The following is a 14,019-nucleotide window of genomic DNA, read 5'->3' on the forward strand; positions in this document are numbered from 1 at the left end:
ATCCCTTGTGCACGAAGAAAACAGGGGGAAATCTCAGTGGGGAGCGGGAACTTCACAGGGGCGTTCGCGATGTGCGGAGGTTCGGATGGCGGTGGCGTGGCTCGGGATCGACCTCGGTACCCAAGGGGTGCGGGCGCTGCTCGTGACGGCCGACGGCACGGTCCTCGGCGGCGGCGCCGCACCCCTGGTGCGCGGGCTGCGGGACGGGGTGCTGCACGAGCAGGACCCGGGCGAGTGGTGGGAGGCGGTGTGCGCGGCCTGCCGGAAGGCGCTCGCCGGGGTGCGCGCTCGGGTGGGCGGGCTCGCGGTGTGCGGGACCTCGGGGACCGTGCTGCTCACGGACGACACGGGACGCCCGGTCGGCCCCGCGCTCATGTACGACGACGGGCGCGCCTCGGCCGAGGCGGGCCGGCTGCGCTCGGCGGGCCTCGCCGTGCAGGACAGCTGGGCACTTCCGAAGGCGCGCTGGCTCGTCGGCCGGTACGGCGCCGGGCGGGTGGCGCACCAGCCGGACGTGATCACCGCACGGCTGACCGGCGGGCGCGTCCCGGCCGATTCCAGCCACGCCCTGAAGACGGCGTTCGACGTGGAGCGCGACCGCTGGCCCGACCTCACCGGACTCCCGGCCGGCGCCCTCCCGGACGTCGTACGGCCCGGCACCCCGCTCGGCGAGGTCTGCGCGGCCGCCGCCGACGCCACCGGGATCCCCGCCGGCACCCCGGTCGTCGCGGGCATGACCGACGGCTGCGCGGCCCAGATCGCCGCCGGAGCCCTGCACGAGGGCGCGTGGAACGCGGTGCTCGGCACGACGCTGGTGCTCAAGGGGGCCACCACCGAGCCGGTCCGCGACCCGGCCGGCGTGGTCTACAACCACCGCGCCCCGGACGGCACCTGGCTGCCCGGCGGCGCCTCCAGTGTCGGTGCCGGCGTCCTCACCGCCCGCTTCCCGGCCGCGGACCCGGCCGCACTGGACGCCCGCGCCGCCGCGTACGAGCCCTCGGGTGCCGTCGCCTACCCGCTGGTCTCACCAGGCGAACGCTTCCCCTTCCACGCCCCGCACGCCACCGCCCTCCTGCTCGGCGTCCCGGAGTCGGACGCCGACCTGTGGGCGGCCCTCCTGCAGGGCGTGGCCTTCGCCGAACGCCTCTGCCTGGACTACCTCCACCACCTCGGCGCCCGCGTGGACGGCCCCCTCACCTTCACCGGGGGCGCGGCCCGCAGCGCCTACTGGACCCAGGTGCGCGCGGACGTCCTGGGCCGCCCGGTCCGCGTCCCCGAGCGGCCGGAACCCGCGCTGGGCATGGCGGCGCTGGCCGCGTACGGCACGGGCGCGGGGCCGCGCCTCGCTGCCGTCGCCGACTCGATGGCCCGGGTGGGTACGACGGTCGAGCCGCGGCCCGGCCGCACGGCGCGGTTCGCCGAGCCGTACGCACGGCTGGTGGGGGAGCTGGAGCTGCGCGGATGGCTGCCGGCGGAGGTGGCGGCGCATGCGCTGGCCCGGTTGGAGCGGTGACTACGTGGGCGACGGCTTCGGGAGGGGCACGCCCGGCTTGAGGAAGAACAGGCCGGCGACGGCACCGGACTTGTCGAAGCTCAGGCGGAACTCGCCGGCACTGTGCTGCATGCGCAGGGGCACCCGGACCACGGTGTACCGGCCGGACTTGGCATCTTTGGGCTTCTGGTGCGACTTGTAGCGCCCGAACTGGGCCTGATAGCTCTTCCACACCTGTTCGAGCCCCTTCGGCGGCAGGTGTTTGCGCATGTCCTTGTCGAAGTGGGCGGTGGCGGCCTTGTAGTGGCCCTTGACGATGTCGTCGAGCGTCCGCAGGGCGACCTTGTCGTCCTTGGACGCGGCCGGCGCGGAACCCGCGGCCTGCAGCAGCGCACAGGCGGCCAGCGCGATCGTGACCGCGGCCCGGGCGAGTCGCCGCCCGCCGCCGCGTGCGATGTCTTGGGCGGACATGCGTTCATCGTGCGCCACCCACCCGCTCCTCGCATGCCGGGCGGTCACCACCAGCGCTTTCCGCCCGCGGCGATCCCCCGGGGATACTGCTGCCCATGACCTCCGCGACCCTGCTCCTCGCCCGTCATGGACAGACCGTCTGGCATGCCGGGAACCGGTATGCCGGAGTCAGCGATGTCGCGCTCACCGACACCGGGTACGCCCAGGCCGAGGCGTTGGGAAGGTGGGCCGCCGCGCACCCCGTGGACGCGGTGTGGACCTCGCCGCTGTCCCGGGCGATCGCCACCGCCGACCCCGCCTGCCGGGCGCTCGGCCTCGTCCCGCACCGCGAACCCGGCCTGCGCGAATGCGACTTCGGGGCGATGGAGGGCCGTACGCTCGCCGAGTTCGCGGCGCAGGACCCCGAGGCGGCGGACGCGTTCCGCGCGGACCCGGTGGCGCATCCCTTCCCCGGCGCCGAGGACCCCCGCGCGGCGGCCGGGCGCGGGAGTGCCGCCCTGCGCCGCATCGCCGCCGCCCACCCCGGCGGGCGGGTCCTGGTCGTCGCCCACAACACCCTGCTGCGGCTGACGCTGTGCTCGTTGCTCGGTGTCCCGCTCGCCGAATACCGCCGGGTCCTCCCGGCGTTGCGCAACGCGGCGGTGAGCGGGATCCGGGTCGACGGCGCGCACACCGCGCTGCTCTCCCTCAACGTGCCCTGCGAGCAGGAGTGAGGGGAGGACCCCCGCGCGTCACGTCCGCGCGGGGGCCCTCCTTTCATCCGCCTGCCGCCGTGAGGGGTGAGAAGACGATCACGGGGCCGGACGTTCTCAGGAGGCCAGCAGCAGCGCGTCGGTGCGGGACGTGGCGGCCGCGTGACGGCGGGCCACGTCCTGCCAGTCGACCACCTGCCACATGGCCTCGATGAAGTCCACCTTCTGGTTCCGGTACTGGAGGTAGAAGGCGTGCTCCCAGGCGTCGAAGACCAGGATCGGGGTGGAGCCCTGGCCGACGTTGCCCTGGTGGTCGTAGACCTGCTCCACGATCAGCCGGCCGCTCAGCGGCTCGTACGCCAGCACGCCCCAGCCGGAGCCCTGGGTGGTGGCGGCGGCCTTGGAGAGCTGGGCCTTGAAGGCGGCGAAGGAGCCGAAGGACTCCCTGATCGAGTCCGCCAGTTCGCCCACGCCGTCGGCCGCGAGCGGCTCGCCGCCACCGTCCTTCGGGCCGGTCATGTTCTGCCAGTAGATGCTGTGCAGGATGTGCCCGGAGAGGTGGAAGGCCAGGTTCTTCTCCAGCCCGTTGACGGATCCCCACGCCTCCTTCTCCCGCGCCTCGGCGAGCTGCTCCAGCGTGTCGTTGGCGCCCTGCACATAGGCCGCGTGGTGCTTGTCGTGGTGGAGCTCGATGATCTCCGGGCTGATCACGGGGGCGAGCGCGGAGTAGTCGTAGGGCAGGGCGGGCAGCGAGTAGACGGGCATGGGTGATCCCCTTCGAGAACCTTATTGCAAGTCTCTTGCAACTACACGCTAACAACAAGAGTGCTCGGGCGGCGGACTCGGGCAACGGAAGAGGCCCCCGCGTCGCACGCGGGGGCCTCTTCCGTCGCCGGGGTGTCAGCGCCGGGCGCGGGCCCGCTGCCAGAGGTAGCCCACGACCGCCAGGAACACGGTCATGCCGCCGGTGGAGTACAGCTGGACGCGGGTGCCCGGCTCGCGGGCCATCAGGACGAAGATCGCGACCATGCCGGCCAGGGCGACCCAGGTCAGCCACGGGAACGCCCACATGCGCACGACCAGCTTCTCGGGCGCCTCGCGCTCGATACGGCGGCGCAGCAGCAGCTGGGAGACGGCGATGAAGATCCAGACGACCAGGATGACCGCGCCGATCATGTTCAGCAGCCACGGGAAGACGTCGTTCGGGCGCCAGTAGCTGAGCAGCACGCAGACGAACCCGAAGAAGCAGGAGGTGAGGACCGCGATCCGGGGGACCCCGCCGGACAGCTTCACCAGCGCCTTCGGGCCCTGACCGCGCTCGACCAGCGAGTAGGCGATGCGCGAGGAGCCGTAGATGTTGGCGTTCATCGCGGACAGCAGGGCGACCAGGACGACCACGTTCATCAGCTGTCCCGCGCCGGGGATGCCGAGGTGGTCGAGCGTGGCGACGTACGGGCCCTTCGCCACGACCTCCTCGGAGTCCCACGGGACCAGGGTGACGACGACCGCCATCGAGCCGATGTAGAACAGGGCGATGCGCCACATGGCGGTGCGCACGGCGGACGCCACGCCCTTGACCGGGTTCTCGGACTCGGCGGCCGCGATGGTGACCGTCTCCAGGCCGCCGTAGGCGAACACGGAGGCGAGCAGGCCGACCAGCAGGCCCTGGTTGCCGTGCGGCATGAAGTCGTTCAGGTTCGCGGCGCCCGGGGAGTGGGTGCCGGGGAGCACCCCGGCGATGGCCAGCACGCCGAGGATCAGGAACAGGCTGATCGCGCCGACCTTCAGCGCGGCGAACCAGAACTCGAACTCGCCGAAGTTCTTCACCGCGGTCAGGTTCGCGCCGCAGAACACCACCATGAACAGGGCCACCCACATCCACTGCGGGGTGCCCGGCAGCCAGCCCTGGACGATCTTCGCGGCGCCGATGCCCTCCAGGCCGACGGCCGTGCACAGCAGCACCCAGAAGGACCAGCCGGCGGCGAAGCCCGCCCAGGGGCCGATCGCCCGCTCGGCGTGCGCGGAGAACGAGCCCGACGACGGGTAGGCGGCCGACATCTCGCCCAGCATCCGCATCACCAGCATCACCAGCAGGCCGGAGAGCGTGTAGGCGATGACGATGGACGGACCGGCGGCGGCGATGCCGGCGCCGGAGCCGACGAACAGACCCGCGCCGATGACCCCGCCCAGGGCGATCATCGACAGATGGCGCTGCTTGAGGCCGTGGGAGAGGGAGGCACCGCCGTCCCGTTGCTGTGGCGGTGTCTCGGTGGTCGTGCTGCTGGGCATGGGCGGGGCTCTCCCGGGCAAGGCAATGGGCGGGCAAAAACCCCGCCAGTCTGGGCGGCCCGTCCGCTCCGGCGAATGGGCCGCCCAGTATCCGGACACCCGCCGTACGGAGGGTGAACGGATCGCTACGCCGCCGCGAGCACCGGCGTGTAGTGCGAGGCGTCGCCCTCGATCGAGTAGCTCTCCTTGCCCTCGATGCCGGCCGGGACGTCACCGGCGACGGTCACCCGGTGCAGCCGGCGCGGCCGGCCGTCGTAGTTGTCGATGGCGTAGTGCTGGGTGATCCGGTTGTCGAAGAGGACGAGTTCGTTCTCCGCCCAGCGGTGGCGAAGGATGTTCTCCGGGCGGGTGACGTACGTCTGGAGCAGGTCGAGGATCTTGCGGGACTCGCCGACGGACAGGCCCACGATCCGCTGCGCGAACCCGCCGATGAACAGCCCGCGTTCCCCGGTCAGCGGATGGACCCGGACCACCGGGTGGGCGGTGCGGTACCTGATGGAGGTGAACTGGGCGCGCTGGGCGGCCTTCTCCTCGTCGATCTCCTCCTGCGGTACGGCGTAGTCGTAGTCGTTGGTGTGCTCGGCCCACAGGGTGTCGGCGAGCCGGCGCAGCGGCTCGGGCAGGTCCCGGTAGGCGGCGGCCGCGTTGGCGATCAGGGTCTCGCCGCCGTACGGCGGGATCGTGATGGAGCGCAGGGTGCTGGCCTGCGGCGGGTTGAGGACGAAGGTGACGTCGGTGTGCCAGTGGTTGGCGCGGCCCCGCTCGCTGTCCACGGGCAGCACGTTCGGGGCGCCGTCGACCGCGCCGACCGTCGGGTGCGCGGTGGTGAGGTCCCCGAAGTGGCGGGCGAAGGCCTGCTGCCCGGCGTCGTCCAGTCCGGCGGCGTCGAGGACGAGCGCCTTGTGGACGTTCAGTGCCTCGCGGATCGCGGCGACCTCCTCCGGGGCGAGTGGCTTGGTGATGTCGACGCCGGAGACGCGGGCGCCGATACGGGCGGTGACCTTGGTGATGTCGAGGGACATGTGCGGGTCCTTTCAGACGAGGGCGGGGGCCGGGCTCAGGTACTGGTTGGCGGGACGGGGGAGGCCGTAGCGCTCCCGGAGGGTCTGGCGGGGGCCGTACTCGTCGCGGAACAGGCCGCGGGCGCGCAGGAGCGGTACGACGTGCTCGACGAAGGCGTCCAGGCCGGAGGGCAGTACGGCGGGCATGATGTTGAAGCCGTCGGCGGCGCCCTGCGTGAACCAGGTCTCGATCTGGCCGGCCACCTGCTCGGGCGTCCCGGCGAAGGTCAGGTGGCCGCGCCCGCCGCCGAGCCGGCCGATCAGCTGCCGGACGGTGAGCCGCTCGCGCCGGGCCAGCTCGACCACGAGCGTGTAGCGGCTCTTGGCGCCCTCGACGGCGGACTCGGGCGGCAGGCCGGCCGGGAGCTGGGCATCCAACTGCAGGGTTCCGGCCGGGAGTTGCAGCAGTCCTTCCAGTCGTTCCACTCCGTGGTCGTACACGATGTGGTCCTCCAGCAGCTGCTCCGCCGCCCGTGCCTCCGCCTCGGTCGAGCCGAGGACGGGCACGATCCCGGGCAGCACCTTGATGTGCCCGGGATCCCTTCCGGCCTGTGCCGTACGGGACTTGAGGTCGGTGTAGAAGGCCTGGGCGTCGGCGAGGGTCTGCTGGGCGGTGAAGACCGCCTCCGCGTACCGGGCGGCGAAGGCCTTGCCGTCCTCGCTCGACCCCGCCTGCACGAGTAGCGGGTAACCCTGGGGTGTGCGCGGGACGTTGAGGGCACCGGCCACGCTGAAGTACGTGCCCCGGTGCCGGGGCGGGTGGATCTTGCGGTCGTCGCCCCAGACGCCGGCCGCCTTGTCGGCGACGATCGCGTCGTCCTCCCAGCTGTCCCACAGCTTCAGTGCCACGTCGAGGAACTCGGCCGCGCGGGCGTACCGCTCCGCGTGCGCGGGCTCGGCGTCGAGCCCGAAGTTCCGGGCGGCCTCGGCTCCGGCCGTGGTGACGATGTTCCAGCCGGCCCGCCCACCGCTGATGATGTCGAGCGAGGCGAACTTGCGGGCCAGGTTGTAGGGCGAGTTGTACGACGTGGACGCGGTGGCGATCAGCCCGATGTGCTCGGTGGCCGTCGCCAGCGCGGTCAGCAGGGTGAGCGGTTCCAGGGCGCCGGCCGGCCGCTGGGCGAGGTTGCTCCACAGCTGGGGGCCGTCGGCGAGAAAGAGGGAGTCGAAGGTGCCGCGCTCGGCGATCCGGGCGAGCCGTACATAGTGCTTCAGCTCGACGTGCGCATACGGGTCACTCTCCGGAAGCCGCCAGGAGGCCTCGTGATGGCCCGTGTTCATGAGGAACGCGTTCAGATGGAGCCTTCTCTGTGTCACCGGTGATCCTCCGTGACGCCCAGTGCGGTCAGCAGTCGTTCGCGGTATTCGCCCAGGACCGGCTCCCGGTAGGAGCGGGGGTGGGGGCGGTCGATGGTCAGGTCGAGGCCGATGCGGCCCTGGTCCAGGACGAGGACCCGGTCGGCGAGCACGATCGCCTCGTCGACGTCGTGAGTGACCAGCAGCACGGACGGCCGGTGGCGTCGCCACAGGTCGCGCAGCAGGCCGTGCATCCTGATCCGGGTCAGCGCGTCCAGCGCGCCGAACGGCTCGTCGGCCAGCAGGAGTTCGGGCTCGCGGACCAGGGAGCGGGCGAGCGCGGCCCGCTGGGCCTCGCCGCCGGACAGCTCGCCCGGCCAGGCCCGCTCGCGGCCCTTCAGGCCGACCTCCTCCAGCGCGGCCCGGCCTCGCTCCTCGGCGTCCCTGCCGTCCGTGCCGAGCAGCACGTTCTCCAGCACCCGGCGCCAGGGCAGCAGCCGGGAGTCCTGGAAGACGACCGAGACGCGCTCGGGGGCGCTGAGCCGCCCGCCGCCCGCGACCCCGTGGTCGAGTCCGGCGATGGCCCGCAGCAGGGTGCTCTTGCCCGAGCCGCTGTGCCCGAGCAGCGCCGTGAACTGGCCGGCGGGCAGGTCGAGGTCGATGCCGTCGAGCACCGTACGGCCGTCGAAGGACCGGGTCAGGCCGTGAATCCGGACGGCGGGGCGGGTCAGTTGCTCAGTGTGCGGCGCCACGACAGCACCCTCCGTTCGACGAGACGGACCACGCTGTCGGAGATCAGGCCGAAGACGCCGTAGATCAGCAGGCCGACCAGGATGACGTCGGTCTGGCCGTAGTTCTGGGCCTGGAACATCATGTAGCCGAGGCCGCTGGTGGCGTTGATCTGCTCCAGCACCACCAGGGCCAGCCAGGAGCCCGTCACACCGAGCCGGAGTCCCACGAAGAATCCGGGCAGTGCGCCGGGGATCACCACCTGGCGGATGAAGGTGAGCCTCGACAGGTCCTGGACCTCGGCGAGTTCGACGTACCGGCCGTCGATGCCGGACAGCGCGGCATGCGTGTTCAGATAGATCGGGATGTAGACGACGATCGCGATGATGGCGATCTTGAAGGTTTCCCCGATGCCCAGCCAGAGGATGAACAGCGGGATCAGGCCGAGCGTCGGGATCGCCCGGTTGAACTGCACGGTCCCGTCGATCAGCGCCTCCCCGGTGCGGCTGAGCCCGGAGGCGAGCGCGAGCAGCACGCCGGCGGCCAGACCGATCGCGAAGCCGTACCCGGCCCGCTTCAGCGAGGTCAGGATGTCGGTGGTCAGGGTGCCGTCGGTCCACAGGTGACCGGCGGTCCTGAGGACCGTCCAGGGCGCCGGGATCGCACCCGTGTCGAGCGTTCCGGCGGCGGAGGCGGCCGCCCACAGGGCGAGGACGAAGAGCGGTCCGATCAGCCGGGCGGCGGGCAGCCGGCGGCCGGGGGAGAGGCGGCGGCGCCGGCGGACCTGGGGTACGTCCTGGGCCTGCGCCGCCGCGACGGCGGTCGTCGTCGTGGTCACGGCGGTCATTTCCGGTACTCCTCGGGTACGGCCCTGGCGGCGATCGACTCGAAGCGGTGGTCGAAGAGCGAGGAGACGTCGAACTTCTTCACGAAGCCGCCCTCGGCGAGCAGGTCGGCCGTCTCCTGCTCCCACTTGATCGCCTCGTCCCAACGGGGTGGGAACAGCGGCTTGTTGGCGAGCCGGGTGATACCCCGGGCCTGCTCCAGGGTCAGGTTCTGCGTCTTGACGTAGAACTCCTCGTTCCAGACGTCCGGGTGCTCGTACTGCCACACCTGGCCCTTGGCCCACTGCGGGATGTAGGCGGCGATCGCGGCGGCCTTCGCGGGGTCGTTCAGCACGGACTGCGGTGCCCACAGCAGGTTGAGCAGGTCGACGACATCGGTGGGGATGGTGCGGGCGCCCTTCGGCTCGTACTGCTTCAGATACGCGGGCGCCTGGCTGTTGCCGAGCGGGGCCACGTCGACCTGCCCGGACTGCAGGGCGGTGAGGAACTGGTTGCTGGTCAGCGGGACCAGCTTCACCTCGTCGTACGCCAGTCCCGCCCGCTTCAGCGCCCGCAGCAGCACGACACCCTGCGCCTGGCCCTGGGAGAAGGCGAGCCGCTTGCCCTTGAAGTCGCCGACCGTGCGGATGTCGCTGCCGGGCTTGGTGGCGAAGAGGTAGTTGGGCTTGCGGGTGAGGTCGATCGCGACGATCTTCGCGTCGAAGCCCTGGTAGTGCGCCTGGATCGGCGGGATGCCCGCGTTGTTGGCGAGGTCCAGGGACTTGGCGCGGAAGGCGTTGATGACGTCCGGGCCCGCCCCGATGTTCAGCCAGTTCGACACCGTGAACGGCAGCCCGGGCAGCTTCGCCAGCCGGAACTGCAGCTGCTGGACGTTCTGGTAGGAGGCGATCTTCAGGCTGGTGCCGGCCGGGACCTTGTCGGCGAGCGGCCTGGTGGCGGCGCCCTTGGTGTCGGCGGACGCGTCGCCCTTGGCGCAGCCGCTGACGCCCACTGCGGCGGCGGACGCGCCCAGCAAGGAGGTGAGAAAGACACGACGGTGCATGGGAGTACTCCCCGGAGTAAAGGAGGGGAAGGCAGGGGAAAGGCAGTGGGAATTCCGGATCCGGAGACCGGGAGAAAGAGAGAGCAAAGAGCCGGAAACACGCGCTTCACGCGCGGCAATGTGTCAGCAACAAAGGGTGCGACAGCTGGTAAGCGGGCTCATGACCAGCATGTTCCTGCCTTCCGGTGATCCCTGTCAACATTCCGAGTTTCTGAATTAAATATCCTCAGGTGACACGTCCAGCGGATCCCGGAACAACACGTCCAGCAGTACCGACCCGGCGGCCACCGCCAGCACGGAATCCGGGAAACTCGTCGGCAGAACGGCCGCCGCACGGTGTGTCCCGACGGCTTCTCTGAGCGCGCTCAGGCAGTCCTCGAAGTGGATGACCCCCACCTCGGTCACCACGACCGTCTCCGGATTGAGCACGTCCAGCAGCAGCCCCGCCGCCCGCCCGGTCGCCCGGGACCGCTCCACCAGCAGCCGCCGCGCCACCGCGTCCCCGGCCGCCGCCGCGGCCACCACGTGCATCGGATTGGCCGAGCCGATCACCCCGGCCGCGCGGGCCCGCCGGCACAACGTCCGCTCGCTCAGCTCCACCTGGAGGCAGCCGGTACGAGAGCACGGGCACGGCTCGCTGCCGCCCGGCACCGGCAGATGCGCGATCGCCCCGGCCGCCGAACGCGGCCCGTGGTGCACCTCGTCATGGGTGGCGAAGGCCGCGTCGACCACATTGCCCACGAACAGATGCAGCACGCTCCCGCTGCCCCGGGCCCGTCCGAACAGCCGCTCCCCGTTGACCAACGCCCGCGCGTGCCCGTCCACATGGACCGGCAGGCCGGTGCGGGCGCCGAGCACCTCCCGCACCGGCACCTCGCGCCAGCCCAGCAGCTCGTGCTCGACCACGCTCCCCGTCTCCCGGTCCACCCAGCCGCCGACGGCCACCCCGACCCCCAGCGGCCGGCGGCCCGGCACCCCGGCGAGCAGCCCGGAGAGCCCCTCGGCGGCCCGCGCCAGCACCCAGCCGGGATCGGTCCGTTCGTGCTTCAGCTCACGCCGGGCCACCACCCGGCCGCGCAGGTCCAGCAGCGCGACCGTCGTGTACGGCACGGCCACATGCACCCCGCCGACCAGGAACCCCGTGTCGTCCAGGTCGACGGGGAGATGCGGCCGGCCGACCCCGCCCGAACGGCGCGGCTGCGCGGACTCCCGGATCAGACCGAGTTCGGTGAGCCGGGCGCAGTGCTCGGTCACCGAGGCGGGCGACAGCCCGGTGAGCCGGGCGATGGTGCTGCGCGCCACCGGCCCGTGCTCCAGCACGGACCGCAGCACGACACTGGCGCTGGTGCGCCGCCGGTCGCTGTCGGCGGCACGCGGAACGGGAGAGACAAGGGTGGATACCGCGGTACGGGGCATGGAGGACCGTCCTCGGGAAACGGGGCCGACACGTCTCGGAGTTCGGGGGTGCGAAGGAGAGGCGTGCCGAGCGGTCCGCCCCTACCCCGGGCGGCGACAGGTGGCCGTGCCCTGGCGTCGCAGGTCGACATAGCGACGCGAGGTGAAGTACCGGGCCTGGGCAACCATGCGTTCGAAGCTAGCAAAACGCCCCGGCGCTGCCCAGACGGCGACCGACGGGCGAGACGGTCCCCGCGGCGCTTTGGCCGGACCTTACAGAGGCACCGTCAGATGGCGAGGTACCGCAGGCCACTCCACCTCAGTGACCGGCATCACGTCGAACCCGGTGTCACCGCCACCCTTTGTCCGGAGCCCACCAACCCCCGCCGCACGCCTTTGTCGACCGGTGACGGTGATCGACGCGGGCGGCGCGGTATAGCGTCACGGTGTTCCCGCCTGCCCACTCACCCGCGGAGTCCCCATGAGCACCGCCACCGCCACCGCCCGCCCCGGCGCAGTCCTCGCCGACCTGCTGCCTGCGTCCCGCGTCCGCGACGCGGCCCTCGTCGTCGGCGGCGCCGTGCTCACCGGCCTCGCGGCCCAGGTGGCCGTCCCGGTGCCCGGCTCCCCGGTGCCGGTGACCGGCCAGACCTTCGCCGCGCTGCTCGTCGGCACCGCGCTCGGCGCCCGCCGCGGCTTCCTCTCCCTCGCCCTGTACGCGCTCGCCGGTGTCGCGGGCGTGCCCTGGTTCGCGGACGGCACCTCCGGCGCGGCCTCGGTCTCCTTCGGCTACGTCCTCGGCATGCTGCTCGCCTCGGCCGCCGTCGGCGCGCTGGCCCGGCGCGGCGCCGACCGCTCGCCGCTGCGCACGGCGGGCACGATGCTCCTCGGCGAGGCCGTCATCTACGCCGTCGGCGTGCCCTACCTGGCCCTCGCGGCCCACCTCTCCCTCTCCCAGGCCGTCGCCGCCGGCCTCACCCCGTTCCTGTTCGGCGACGCCCTCAAGGCCGCCCTGGCGATGGGCGCCCTGCCCACCGCCTGGAAGTTCGCGAACAAGCGCTAGCACGAGGTGCGCTGACGCCGCAGCTCCTTCGGAAGAGGCTCGCCGGGTCGTAGGTCTCCTCGACCGGGGCGAGCCTCTTTCGGGTTTCACTGCTTCTGGCAGGTGGGGCACCAGAAGAGGTTCCGGGCGGCGAGGTCGGCCGTGCGGATCCCGGTTCCGCAGATGTGGCAGGGCAGGGTCGCCCGGCGGTAGACGTACACCTCGCCGCCGTGATCGTCCACGCGGGGCGGCCGGCCCATGGCCTCCGGGGTGTGCTCGGGCCGTACGGTGTCGATCCGGTTCCGCCGGACGCCTTCGTGCATCAGCTCGACGAGGTCGGCCCAGATGGCGTCCCACTCGGCCGGGGTGATGTCCTTGCCCGCGCGGTACGGGTCGATGCCGTGCCGGAACAGCACCTCGGCGCGGTAGACGTTGCCGACGCCGGCGACGATCTTCTGGTCCATGAGCAGCGCGGCGATCGTCGTACGGCTGCGGGAGATCCTGCGGTACGCCGCGTGCGGGTCGGCGTCCTCGCGGAGCGGGTCGGGGCCGAGGCGGTCGTGTACGGCCTGCTTCTCGGCGCCGGTGATCAGGGCGCAGGTGGTGGGGCCGCGGAGGTCCACGTACGACGTGTCGTTCGCGAGCCGGAGCCGGACGGTGTCCGTCGGCGGGGGTGCGGGGGCGTCGCCGAAGCCGACCTTGCCGAAGAGGCCGAGGTGGATGTGGACCCAGTCGGTGTCCCGGAAACGGAGGAAGAGGTGCTTGCCGTGGGCTTCGGTGGCCGTCAGTCCGGCGCGGTCCAGGAGGGCGGCGGCGTCCGAGAACTTGCCCTGGGGGCTGGTGACACGGGGGGCCGTGCCGTGGAAGCGCTCGGCGTAGTCCTGGGCCAGCCGATGGATGGTGTGCCCTTCCGGCAAGGCGGGGGTGTCCTTTCCTTCGCTTTCCGCCCGCCCGCCCACCCGTCTCGGCCGGCCGGGAGTGAACGGACAGGAAGGGCCGGGGCGGAGCCCCGAGACGGCGCCCTTCCGGCCGAGCGAGCCGGGTGAGTGGGTGGGCGAAACGGGGGGCTGGGGGCGGAGCCCCCAGGGGGTGGCCTGCCTGAGCCCTACGCCTGCGGGTGGTGCGCCGGGATCGGCGGCAGCTCGCCCGTCGTCTCGTACGCCGACAGCATGTCGATCCGCCGGATGTGGCGCTCGTCACCGGAGAACGGCGTGTTGAGGAAGACCTCGACGAACTTCGTCGCCTCCTCCGTGCTGTGCATGCGCGCACCCACAGCCACCACGTTGGCGTTGTTGTGCTGCCGCCCCAGCGTCGCCGTCTCCTCGCTCCAGGCCAGCGCCGCCCGCACGCCCTTCACCTTGTTCGCGGCGATCTGCTCACCGTTGCCGGAGCCGCCGATCACGATGCCGAGGGCGTCGGGGTCCGCGGCCGTCTTCTCGGCGGCGCGGAGGCAGAAGGGCGGGTAGTCGTCCTGGGCGTCGTAGATGTGCGGTCCGCAGTCGACGGGCTCGTGACCCGCCGCCTTGAGCCACTCGACGAGGTGGTTCTTGAGTTCGTAGCCAGCATGGTCGGAGCCGAGATACACGCGCATGCCATGAGTGTGACACGCCCCATTCCGGGCAGCAGCCTCGGGTCGCGGCACCCCGGCAGGTCCCGGTCAGGCCT

Annotated in this window: 14 protein-coding genes; 3 read left to right on the forward strand and 11 right to left on the reverse strand. The window is 72.0% G+C overall.

Going from position 1 to position 14,019, the window contains the following annotated elements:
• The first annotated feature begins 85 nt into the window (after nt 1-85).
• On the forward strand, nt 86-1,513 hold the full coding sequence (locus SRB17_RS02245) for an FGGY-family carbohydrate kinase (RefSeq protein ID WP_153534118.1): 1,428 nt from the start codon (nt 86-88) through the stop codon (nt 1,511-1,513).
• Here SRB17_RS02245 and SRB17_RS02250 read toward each other — a convergent pair whose 3' ends face one another.
• The gene (locus SRB17_RS02250) at nt 1,514-1,963 is read right to left on the reverse strand and encodes a DUF3887 domain-containing protein (protein ID WP_153534120.1); all 450 of its coding nucleotides are present in this window, start codon (nt 1,961-1,963) and stop codon (nt 1,514-1,516) included.
• A gap of 95 nt (nt 1,964-2,058) precedes the next feature.
• Here SRB17_RS02250 and SRB17_RS02255 point away from each other — a divergent pair, with 95 nt between their 5' ends.
• A complete protein-coding gene (locus tag SRB17_RS02255) occupies nt 2,059-2,676 on the forward strand; it encodes a histidine phosphatase family protein (protein WP_153534123.1) in 618 nt (205 codons plus the stop codon).
• Nucleotides 2,677-2,772: 96 nt separating this feature from the next.
• On the opposite strand, the gene SRB17_RS02260 is transcribed toward SRB17_RS02255, so the two are convergent.
• The 8 genes from SRB17_RS02260 to SRB17_RS02295 all read right to left on the reverse strand — a co-directional run bounded on the left by SRB17_RS02260 (nt 2,773) and on the right by SRB17_RS02295 (nt 11,333).
• Nucleotides 2,773-3,420 carry a superoxide dismutase gene (locus SRB17_RS02260; RefSeq protein WP_153534125.1) on the reverse strand — a complete coding sequence of 216 codons (648 nt, stop codon included), beginning with the start codon at nt 3,418-3,420 and terminating at the stop codon, nt 2,773-2,775.
• A 135-nt stretch (nt 3,421-3,555) separates the two neighbouring features.
• Nucleotides 3,556-4,944, reverse strand: a complete 1,389-nt coding sequence (locus SRB17_RS02265; RefSeq protein ID WP_153534127.1) for an amino acid permease — start codon at nt 4,942-4,944, stop codon at nt 3,556-3,558.
• Nucleotides 4,945-5,069: 125 nt separating this feature from the next.
• Nucleotides 5,070-5,966 carry a TauD/TfdA dioxygenase family protein gene (locus SRB17_RS02270; RefSeq protein ID WP_153534129.1) on the reverse strand — a complete coding sequence of 299 codons (897 nt, stop codon included), beginning with the start codon at nt 5,964-5,966 and terminating at the stop codon, nt 5,070-5,072.
• Between the two features lie 12 nt (nt 5,967-5,978).
• Nucleotides 5,979-7,322 carry an LLM class flavin-dependent oxidoreductase gene (locus SRB17_RS02275; RefSeq protein WP_323374855.1) on the reverse strand — a complete coding sequence of 448 codons (1,344 nt, stop codon included), beginning with the start codon at nt 7,320-7,322 and terminating at the stop codon, nt 5,979-5,981.
• Nucleotides 7,319-8,053 carry an ABC transporter ATP-binding protein gene (locus SRB17_RS02280; protein ID WP_323374856.1) on the reverse strand — a complete coding sequence of 245 codons (735 nt, stop codon included), beginning with the start codon at nt 8,051-8,053 and terminating at the stop codon, nt 7,319-7,321. The genes SRB17_RS02275 and SRB17_RS02280 overlap by 4 nt, the downstream gene beginning before the upstream one ends.
• On the reverse strand, nt 8,029-8,877 hold the full coding sequence (locus tag SRB17_RS02285; RefSeq protein ID WP_153534131.1) for an ABC transporter permease: 849 nt from the start codon (nt 8,875-8,877) through the stop codon (nt 8,029-8,031). Before SRB17_RS02285 ends, SRB17_RS02280 begins: the two co-directional genes overlap by 25 nt.
• Entirely contained in the window at nt 8,874-9,917 is a 1,044-nt protein-coding gene (locus tag SRB17_RS02290) for an ABC transporter substrate-binding protein (protein WP_153534133.1), read from the reverse strand. The genes SRB17_RS02285 and SRB17_RS02290 overlap by 4 nt, the downstream gene beginning before the upstream one ends.
• Before the next feature lie 216 nt (nt 9,918-10,133).
• Nucleotides 10,134-11,333 (reverse strand): ROK family transcriptional regulator, encoded by a 1,200-nt coding sequence (locus tag SRB17_RS02295; RefSeq protein ID WP_153534135.1) that lies wholly within the window; start codon nt 11,331-11,333, stop codon nt 10,134-10,136.
• 460 nt (nt 11,334-11,793) lie between these two features.
• On the opposite strand from SRB17_RS02295, the gene SRB17_RS02300 reads away from it, so the two are divergent.
• Nucleotides 11,794-12,375, forward strand: a complete 582-nt coding sequence (locus SRB17_RS02300) for a biotin transporter BioY (protein WP_153534137.1) — start codon at nt 11,794-11,796, stop codon at nt 12,373-12,375.
• Between the two features lie 86 nt (nt 12,376-12,461).
• Here SRB17_RS02300 and SRB17_RS02305 read toward each other — a convergent pair whose 3' ends face one another.
• Complete coding sequence (locus SRB17_RS02305) at nt 12,462-13,271, reverse strand: Fpg/Nei family DNA glycosylase (protein ID WP_153534139.1); 810 nt, start codon at nt 13,269-13,271, stop codon at nt 12,462-12,464.
• Between the two features lie 188 nt (nt 13,272-13,459).
• Complete coding sequence (locus tag SRB17_RS02310; protein ID WP_153534141.1) at nt 13,460-13,945, reverse strand: ribose-5-phosphate isomerase; 486 nt, start codon at nt 13,943-13,945, stop codon at nt 13,460-13,462.
• Nucleotides 13,946-14,019: the final 74 nt, after the last annotated feature.

This window comes from Streptomyces sp. RB17 (genome assembly GCF_009604455.1).
Taxonomy (GTDB): domain Bacteria; phylum Actinomycetota; class Actinomycetes; order Streptomycetales; family Streptomycetaceae; genus Streptomyces.

Bases quoted from the DNA above. Each gene is read 5' to 3' on its own strand.
- SRB17_RS02260 (WP_153534125.1), bottom strand. From the start codon at position 3,420: ATGCCCGTCTACTCGCTGCCCGCCCTGCCCTACGACTACTCCGCGCTC.
- SRB17_RS02255 (WP_153534123.1), top strand. From the start codon at position 2,059: ATGACCTCCGCGACCCTGCTCCTCGCCCGTCATGGACAGACCGTCTGG.
- SRB17_RS02270 (WP_153534129.1), bottom strand. From the start codon at position 5,966: ATGTCCCTCGACATCACCAAGGTCACCGCCCGTATCGGCGCCCGCGTC.
- SRB17_RS02300 (WP_153534137.1), top strand. From the start codon at position 11,794: ATGAGCACCGCCACCGCCACCGCCCGCCCCGGCGCAGTCCTCGCCGAC.
- SRB17_RS02285 (WP_153534131.1), bottom strand. From the start codon at position 8,877: ATGACCGCCGTGACCACGACGACGACCGCCGTCGCGGCGGCGCAGGCC.
- SRB17_RS02250 (WP_153534120.1), bottom strand. From the start codon at position 1,963: ATGTCCGCCCAAGACATCGCACGCGGCGGCGGGCGGCGACTCGCCCGG.
- SRB17_RS02310 (WP_153534141.1), bottom strand. From the start codon at position 13,945: ATGCGCGTGTATCTCGGCTCCGACCATGCTGGCTACGAACTCAAGAAC.
- SRB17_RS02290 (WP_153534133.1), bottom strand. From the start codon at position 9,917: ATGCACCGTCGTGTCTTTCTCACCTCCTTGCTGGGCGCGTCCGCCGCC.
- SRB17_RS02295 (WP_153534135.1), bottom strand. From the start codon at position 11,333: ATGCCCCGTACCGCGGTATCCACCCTTGTCTCTCCCGTTCCGCGTGCC.
- SRB17_RS02245 (WP_153534118.1), top strand. From the start codon at position 86: ATGGCGGTGGCGTGGCTCGGGATCGACCTCGGTACCCAAGGGGTGCGG.
- SRB17_RS02265 (WP_153534127.1), bottom strand. From the start codon at position 4,944: ATGCCCAGCAGCACGACCACCGAGACACCGCCACAGCAACGGGACGGC.